Genomic DNA, 8,202 nt, shown 5'->3' with positions numbered 1-8,202 from the left:
ACTCATTTATATTATTTACTGCTGACTTTATTTTAGTACAAAAAAAATAAAATAATAGGAGCAAGTTGTTTTTACGCATTCATCTCCCACTTATAGAAGATGGGAGACTTCTGCTAGGTACGTTAAATTTTTAGTCTGTATATTAAAATAAAATTTTGGATCATTAATTTTATTATTTATTACAATTGTTTCTTTTACTGATTCGGGTCTGATTTCATATTGCAAATCTACATTTTCATATATGTTTAAAAAAAATGCCTCTGATAAAACCTTGGTAAGAGTTCTCTTTTTTTCATCAGCTGTTAGTTTTTCTAATATTTTCGTATTAGGCTTTTTGATACTAAGCGCACTGTTATGTAACTGTTTTGTGTTATAGATATCATCTTGCAACATTCCTTCAACAGCTTGTTGATTTTGAATTGTTTTGTTTATAATTGAATCCTGTATGTTCCATGCAATTTCATACTTATCCTTTTTGATGTTTACAAGCTTGTCTGAGTTAACATTCTTGGAAATTTTAATTTTATAGTTATTTTCTTTGTTTTCTACAATACTATTATCATTCTTATCATTGCTTTCAATAAGAGTGTTATCTATATCTTTCCATTTACCGTTTTCTTTATAGTGTATTGCAAAAGGATAAATTGCTGCTTCATATGATAAATCATCTTTCAAAAAATATTTGATATTTTTCTCTCTTTTTTCTTTAATTTCTTTAATAATTTTTGTGTTTAGAATTTTCTCATAGTTGTCATTTCTGTGTTGTACAGATTGTTCATAAATATTTAAGTTGTTGTTTAGAGTTTCAGCTATTGCTTTTGTCGGTAGAATTGTGAAAATCAATGGAATTAGCATTATAACTGAAACTAATCTTTTAAAATTATTATACAATATTTACTCCTCCTCTTTTGTTTTAATTTCTATATAATTTGAGTATATTGCATAATAATAATATGTACAAGCTGTAATATGTGCTGCTTTATGAAGTGCTTGTAACTATGTGAATATAGTGGGTGAAAAAAGCAGAAAACCTTAATTAGAGAACTTTAATTAGAGAATAGGGAATAGAGAATAGGGAATAGTAGAGGTTGAAATTGCTTCGCAATTTCTTTGAATAAGAGTGCTAGTTATCAGTGGACTAGTGGCTAGTTGATGATGAAATCGTTGCACGATTTCTTAAATACAATATAAAAAACATTTGTAACTTTATTGTAAGTATATAGCAGTCAAGTTACAAATCTGCACTAGAAACTAGCCATCTAGCACACTTGATTTATCCTAGTACCCTTTTAAAACAAGATTTCTAGTTATCAGTGGGCTAGTTACCAGCTAATGATAAAATTGCTACGCAATTTATTAAATTCAATATAAAAAATATTTGCTGATTGAAGGTATATAGCAATCAAGTTGTGAATCTGCACTAGTAGCCTAGTACTCTAGCAAACTAGCACACTTGATTAATCCTAGTACCTAATAAGATACTGGTTGTCAAGTCACAAATCTGTACTGGAGACTGGAGATTAGAGACTGGAGACTAAAACAAAGTCACTAATCGCCAATCACTAGTCGCCAAACCATATTGTGACTTAGTCAGAGAAACCCTAGCACCGAATTCCTAGAACCTTTTTTACCTCCTTTCTCCAGATTACAGGGTGTGATTAGTCGATTTTTAGCATAATATCATTGAGCCCTGTTATATAATTTTGAAGAACTTTTAAGTCTTCTGAAGAAAGAGAAGACAGTTTATCAGCTAAGCTATCTTTTACTTTTTGTTCTTGTTCTTTCAAAAAGTCACGAGCCTTGTCTGTAAGTGCAATTCTGATTATTCTTCTGTCACTTGGGTCGTTATATCTAGTGACAAATTCCTTAGAAATTAAATTATCAATAATAGGTGTCATGTTTGTTTTATATATTGTTAGATTCTTAGCTACTTCGGAAATAGAAGATGCTCCATTGCGAGCTAAATAAATTACCACTTTTACATGAGAAGGTGGCATAGGAAAACCCTTCATCATTTCGCTTGGGTTGAGTATTTTTTTATGTAAAGCAAACATCAAGTTATACAAATCATTTGAAATCTTATTAAGTTCATCACAATTCATAAGTGTTCCTCCAGATTACAATTCTATATCAGTTTTATGTTATTACTATATTAATTATAAACTAAAAATAATTTCTCTACAACAAAAAAGTTATTGACTTATAATAGTTATAAATTTATAATTAATATTATATTATTACTTATAAAGCAATTAACATTTTGTAGAGTAATATAAATCTGAAGAGGAGATGTATTGAATGCTAAAATTAATTAAGTATTTGAAACCATTTGCTGTTTCAATTATAGTAATTATAATTCTATTGTTTGTTCAAGCTACGTGTAATTTATCCTTGCCAGACTATATGTCTAATATTGTAAATGTAGGTATTCAGCAAAGTGGAATTGAAAATGCAGTGCCTGATGTGATACGCAAAAATGAATTTGATAAGCTTTTACTATTCATGAGTGAAAGTGATAAGAATATAGTGAAGAATGACTATATTCTTTTAGATAAACAAAACCTTAATAATACTGATTTAAATAATTATTTAAAGGACTATCCTTTACTTGATAAAGAGGCAATTTACAAACTTGATACTAGTGATAAGGATGAAATAAATAAGCTTAATTTAATATTAGGTAAACCTATCCTTATAGTGTCTGGTATTGAGAAGAATGATTTTAAAGCACCATCAATGAATATACCTAAAAATGTTGATACTTTTATGTTACTTTCTAAAATGCCAAAAGAAAAATTAAAAGCTATGAAGGAAAATATAAATAAAAAATTTGAGAATATGCCCGATACTATGATTACTCAAGCTGCAGTTAATTATATTAAGGATGAGTATAAAAGCATAGGAATTGATGTTGATAAGCTGCAGCTAAAATATGTTCTTGTTTCAGGGCTCAAAATGATTTTATTAGCTTTATTAAGTATGATAGCTGCAGTAGTAGTCGGATTCTTTGCTTCAAGAGTTGCCGCTGGACTTGGAAGAAATCTTAGAAAACAAGTGTTTAGAAGGGTAGTCAATTTTTCAAATTCTGAATTTGATAAGTTTTCAACAGCATCACTTATTACTCGAAGTACAAATGATATTCAGCAGGTACAGAGATTATTTGTTTTTCTGCTTAGGATAGCCTTTTATGCTCCTATACTTGGAATAGGTGGAATAATTAAGGTGCTTAACACTGATACTACTATGGGATGGATTATTGTACTTGCAGTTGGAAGTATATTTTTATTAGTAGGGGTTATGTTTGGAATTGCTATTCCAAAATTTAAAAGCATACAAAAACTTGTTGATAAATTGAACCTTGTAACTCGTGAGTCATTAATTGGTATATTAGTTATAAGAGCTTTCAATAATCAAAAATACGAGCTAAAAAAGTTTGATATTGCAAATACAAATTTGACAAAGACGAATTTATTTATAAATCGTATTATGGTAATGATGATGCCAATGATGATGCTTATTATGAATTTAATAATGATATTGATTGTATGGGTTGGTTCACATCAGGTTGATGCAGGTTCAATGCAGGTCGGAAATATGATGGCTTTCATGCAGTATACTATGCAGATTATAATGGCATTTTTGATGATTTCACTTGTTTCAATTATGCTTCCAAGAGCATCTGTTTCTGCACAGCGTATTTGTGAAGTTATTGATACTGATATTACCATTAAAGATCCTGAAAGTCCTCAGAGTTTTAATAAGAATATAGATGAGAAAGGAAAAATTGAATTTAAAAATGTTTCATTCAGATACCCAGGTGCTGAAGAAGATGTGCTTTCAGATATAAGCTTTGTTGCAGAGGCAGGTAAAACAACAGCATTTATTGGAAGTACTGGAAGTGGTAAATCAACATTGATCAATTTGATTCCTCGTTTTTATGATGTTACAAGTGGACAGATTCTTGTAGATGGAATCGATATAAGAAATGTAACACAAAATGCACTTAGAGAAAAAATAGGATATGTTCCTCAAAAGGGAGTGTTATTCTCTGGAACAATAGAAAGCAATTTAAAGTATGGTAATGAAGAAGCAACTCAAAATGAAGTGATTAAAGCAGCAGAAATAGCCCAAGCTATGGAATTTATTGATGATAAACCAGAAGGATTTAATACAGAAATTTCACAGGGTGGTACAAATGTATCTGGAGGTCAAAAGCAAAGACTTTCGATTGCACGAGCTCTTGTTAAAAGACCAGAAATATTTATTTTTGATGACAGTTTTTCGGCTCTTGATTTTAAAACAGATTCAGAACTGAGAAAAGCACTTAAAAGAGAAATCAAGGAGAGTACTGTACTTATTGTTGCTCAAAGAATAAGCACTATAAAGAATGCAGATCAAATTATTGTGCTTGATGAGGGTAAAATAGTAGGAAAGGGTACTCACAGTGAATTGATGAAAAATTGTGATGTGTATAGACAAATAGCTTTATCACAGCTTTCAAAGGGGGAAATTGCATCATGAATAGAAAAAATATGAATAATAAGCGTGGATTTGGAAGAGGATCTATTGGTCATATTGAAAAAGCTAAAGATTTTAAGGGAACTATTAAAAAGTTAATGGCGTACTTAAAACCATACAGCATTTCTCTCATAGTTGTATTGATTTTTGCAGTTGGAAGTGCGTCTTTTGCAATCATAGGACCAAAGCTACTTGGAAAGGCCACAACAAAGCTCTTTGAAGGAATTGTTAAAAAAGTAATGGGGGTTAATGGTGCTGCAATAGATTTTGTGTATATTAAAAATATTTTGCTTACTTTAATTGGTCTTTATATTGCAAGTGCTGCATTTTCATTTGTACAAGGTTTTATTGTTTCGGGTGTAGCACAAAAAGTATCTTATCAATTAAGAAAAGAGTTTTCGGAAAAAATTAATCACCTTCCACTTAAATATTTTGACAAAAATACACACGGTGAGGTTTTATCGAGAGTTACAAATGATGTTGATACAGTCAGCCAAACATTAAATCAGAGTTTACCTCAGCTTATAACATCCTTTACAACAATTATCGGGGTACTTGTAATGATGTTATCTATAAACTGGATAATGACTTTAGCATCATTAGTTATACTACCTTTATCAATGGTAATGATTTCATTTGTAATAAAGAAATCTCAAAAGTACTTTAAAACTCAACAAAAATATTTAGGACACGTTAATGGTCATGTGGAAGAAATTTTTGGAGGACATATTATTGTCAAGGCTTTCAATGGAGAAGAAAAAGCTATTAGTGAATTTGATGAATTAAATGATACTCTCTATAAGTCAGCATGGAAATCCCAATTTTTATCTGGAATGATGATGCCAATCATGAACTTTATAGGTAATTTAGGATATGTTATGGTATCTATTCTTGGTGGGTGGCTTGCAATAAAGAAAACAATCGAGGTTGGAGACATTTTGTCATTTGTTCAGTATATTCGTCAATTTACATCTCCACTTGGACAGGTAGCTCAAACTGCAAATATACTCCAATCGACAGCAGCTGCAGCAGAAAGAGTTTTTGAATTTTTAGCTGAAGAGGAGGAAGTTTCTGAAATAGAAAATGCTGTTGATGTTAATGAAATAAAAGGTGATGTAGCATTTGAAAATGTTCATTTTGGTTACAATGCTGATAAAATAATTATCAAGGATTTTTCAGCACATATAAAACAAGGACAAAGAGTTGCTATTGTTGGACCTACAGGAGCAGGAAAAACAACTATTGTTAAGCTTCTTATGCGTTTTTATGATCTGAATAGTGGAGCTATACTAATCGATGGACATGATATAACACAGTTTAGACGTAGTGACTTGCGCAGCATGCTTGGCATGGTACTTCAAGACACTTGGTTGTTTAATGGAACAATAATGGAAAATATTCGATATGGTAGGCTTAATGCCACAGATGAAGAAGTTATTAAAGCTTCAAAATTAGCACATGCTCATCATTTTATTAAAACACTTCCCAATGGATATGATATGGTATTAAACGAGGAAACAGGTAATATATCTCAAGGCCAAAAGCAACTTTTGACTATTGCACGTGCAATTTTAGCTGATCCAAAGATACTAATTCTTGATGAGGCAACGAGTTCAGTAGACACCAGAACAGAATTACTGATTCAAAAGGCTATGGAAAATTTGATGAAAGGTAGAACAAGTTTTATCATAGCCCACAGATTGTCAACCATAAGAGATGCTGATTTGATTTTGGTAATGAAAGATGGGGACATAGTAGAACAAGGTAAACATGAAGAATTAATTGAGAAGAATGGCTTTTATGCTTCACTTTATAATAGTCAGTTTGAAATGGCAGATGTGTCTTAGTAGAGAACAGAAAATAAAGAAAAGAGAATAATATAGTTAATAATAGCTAGTCCAGTCTTAATTAGGCTGGATTAGCTATTTATTTCTTGCTACTTTTTATTGAACATAGAAAATAACAATTTCAGTAAAAAGAAAGGTTTTAATGGAATCATGGAAGTAATCTATGTAAAGTTAAAAAATATATTGAATATTTTGTAAATTAGGTATAGAATATGTTGTATATATGGAAATCTAAATAATTGAGTATTTTATTATTTGTGAAATATATACTGTATTTAATTTAGAAAAGATTAAAAATGAATTTAGAAGAAAAAGCAAACTATATAAAACAAGAAATTGAGGAGCTATATAATAGCCAAACAATTAGTATAAATGAAAGAGTAAATGAATATCAAAAGGAATGGGATAAAATTGGTGCCGAAATATTAAAATGTTATCAATCAATATTCACTATAGATGTTGATGCTACTTCTAAGAGATTGTAGGTTGAAAAAGTATTGTAAATTAGAAAAACCTGCATATGATTATTTTTATAATATAGAAATTAATAAGAAGCCTCTTATTGAAAATATACGTAAGTTGTACAACATAAATAATATACAGGAATTTATGATAAAAGGTTTGGAAAATACTAGAGGGCAGGTTTTAAATTATTATTTGGTTTGGTTATAGTTTATGCAATACAATGATTCAGTATATAAGCAAATAACTGGATTAAGTTGAAAAATGTTAGCTATTTCAGAATTTAATATTTATGTAACAAAAGTAGATATTGAAGAAGACTTAAAGACTAAGATTATTGCTACACAGAAAAAACAATATAGATGATAAAACTATTAAGCGTAGTTTATACTACGTTTTTTGTGCGAAAAGGAACAATACAAAAATGAAAAAACAACAAAAAAATTGAAAATAAACAATTCTTAATCAATATAATAACTCCAATAGAAATTGAAAGAAACTTTTGTTACCTCAATAGTCCTATACACTCTAAGTCTATAGGGATATTGAAGAATGTTTTAGACTGTGTAAAGTCAACATTTACAGTAAATTTATTTAATCCAACTTTAACATATAAGTTTCGCTTAAAGAGCTATAATCCTCTTCTTTTGGTGAATCTAAACTTAATATTCACGCTTTACTGTCAGATATATAAAAATTTGAAAGTAAGGTGTTCTTTAGTGGCTGAATAGTAACTAAATCAATAAATATGTATAATTGAGAGAGATAAAGGGCAATCGCATCAATATAATACCTATTTATAAATTAATTGTATAATTTTCTAATTTGAACACATTTAATTCATAAATAGGTTTATTTATATTTGCATTGTGTTACTCTTCAAAATATTTAAACAATTAGATGTAAAAGACCAGAAAAATCATATCCAATTTTTTTGAAAATGAAGTTCTTATTTCATTCCTAGTACCTTCTCTAAATACTTAGTATCTAAGGCACAATTAATCATTTTACCTTTAATACCTAACTTTAATGTTTTTTCTTGTTTAAGAAGATTTAAAGCTATATGGCGAATAACCGAAAGATTTTCTTGAGAATTTCCTATTCTTATTCTACTCTGATCTTCATTAAAGCTTACATATAATACCCAATGGAGTTAATTTTCAATTCCCCAATGACTTCTTCTATACTTTAAAAATTCTTCTGCTGTACAATCTAAACTTGTTAGGAAATAAGAATATTCAATTGATGTTTTTTCATCAATTGTTCTTTCGGATTTAATCATAGCTATACTGCTTAAGTTTTTCCACTTATCCTTTTCATTTAACCATTCAATATTGTTTTCTATATAACATTCACGTTTTTCTATTCTTCCATG

At 29.4% G+C, this 8,202-nt stretch carries 7 protein-coding genes; 4 read left to right on the top strand and 3 right to left on the bottom strand.

Annotated features, from left to right (window positions below):
• Positions 1-90: 90 nt before the first annotated feature.
• Positions 91-891 (bottom strand): hypothetical protein, encoded by an 801-nt coding sequence (locus tag CLTEP_RS12695; RefSeq protein ID WP_066827286.1) that lies wholly within the window; start codon positions 889-891, stop codon positions 91-93.
• A gap of 767 nt (positions 892-1,658) precedes the next feature.
• Positions 1,659-2,102, bottom strand: a complete 444-nt coding sequence (locus tag CLTEP_RS12690) for a MarR family winged helix-turn-helix transcriptional regulator (protein WP_066827281.1) — start codon at positions 2,100-2,102, stop codon at positions 1,659-1,661.
• Positions 2,103-2,298: 196 nt separating this feature from the next.
• Here CLTEP_RS12690 and CLTEP_RS12685 point away from each other — a divergent pair, with 196 nt between their 5' ends.
• The 4 genes from CLTEP_RS12685 (at position 2,299) to CLTEP_RS12670 (ending at position 7,037) form a co-directional block, all read left to right on the top strand.
• Complete coding sequence (locus CLTEP_RS12685; RefSeq protein WP_066827280.1) at positions 2,299-4,521, top strand: ABC transporter ATP-binding protein; 2,223 nt, start codon at positions 2,299-2,301, stop codon at positions 4,519-4,521.
• Positions 4,518-6,365, top strand: coding sequence for an ABC transporter ATP-binding protein (locus CLTEP_RS12680; RefSeq protein WP_066827278.1), 1,848 nt, complete (start codon positions 4,518-4,520; stop codon positions 6,363-6,365). The genes CLTEP_RS12685 and CLTEP_RS12680 overlap by 4 nt, the downstream gene beginning before the upstream one ends.
• A 296-nt stretch (positions 6,366-6,661) precedes the next feature.
• Positions 6,662-6,850, top strand: a complete 189-nt coding sequence (locus tag CLTEP_RS12675) for a hypothetical protein (protein ID WP_066827273.1) — start codon at positions 6,662-6,664, stop codon at positions 6,848-6,850.
• Between the two features lies 1 nt (position 6,851).
• The gene (locus CLTEP_RS12670; protein WP_066827271.1) at positions 6,852-7,037 is read left to right on the top strand and encodes a hypothetical protein; all 186 of its coding nucleotides are present in this window, start codon (positions 6,852-6,854) and stop codon (positions 7,035-7,037) included.
• A 943-nt stretch (positions 7,038-7,980) separates the two neighbouring features.
• Here CLTEP_RS12670 and CLTEP_RS12665 read toward each other — a convergent pair.
• On the bottom strand, positions 7,981-8,202 hold a 222-nt coding region (locus CLTEP_RS12665; protein ID WP_153016333.1), incomplete at its 5' end, for an ISAs1 family transposase.

The sequence above is a fragment of the Clostridium tepidiprofundi DSM 19306 genome (genome assembly GCF_001594005.1).
Lineage (GTDB): Bacteria > Bacillota > Clostridia > Clostridiales > Clostridiaceae > Clostridium_AC > Clostridium_AC tepidiprofundi.
This window is presented reverse-complemented; position numbering and strand designations above follow the sequence as displayed.

Bases quoted from the DNA above. Each gene is read 5' to 3' on its own strand.
- CLTEP_RS12675 (WP_066827273.1), top strand. From the start codon at position 6,662: ATGAATTTAGAAGAAAAAGCAAACTATATAAAACAAGAAATTGAGGAG.
- CLTEP_RS12685 (WP_066827280.1), top strand. From the start codon at position 2,299: ATGCTAAAATTAATTAAGTATTTGAAACCATTTGCTGTTTCAATTATA.
- CLTEP_RS12680 (WP_066827278.1), top strand. From the start codon at position 4,518: ATGAATAGAAAAAATATGAATAATAAGCGTGGATTTGGAAGAGGATCT.
- CLTEP_RS12690 (WP_066827281.1), bottom strand. From the start codon at position 2,102: ATGAATTGTGATGAACTTAATAAGATTTCAAATGATTTGTATAACTTG.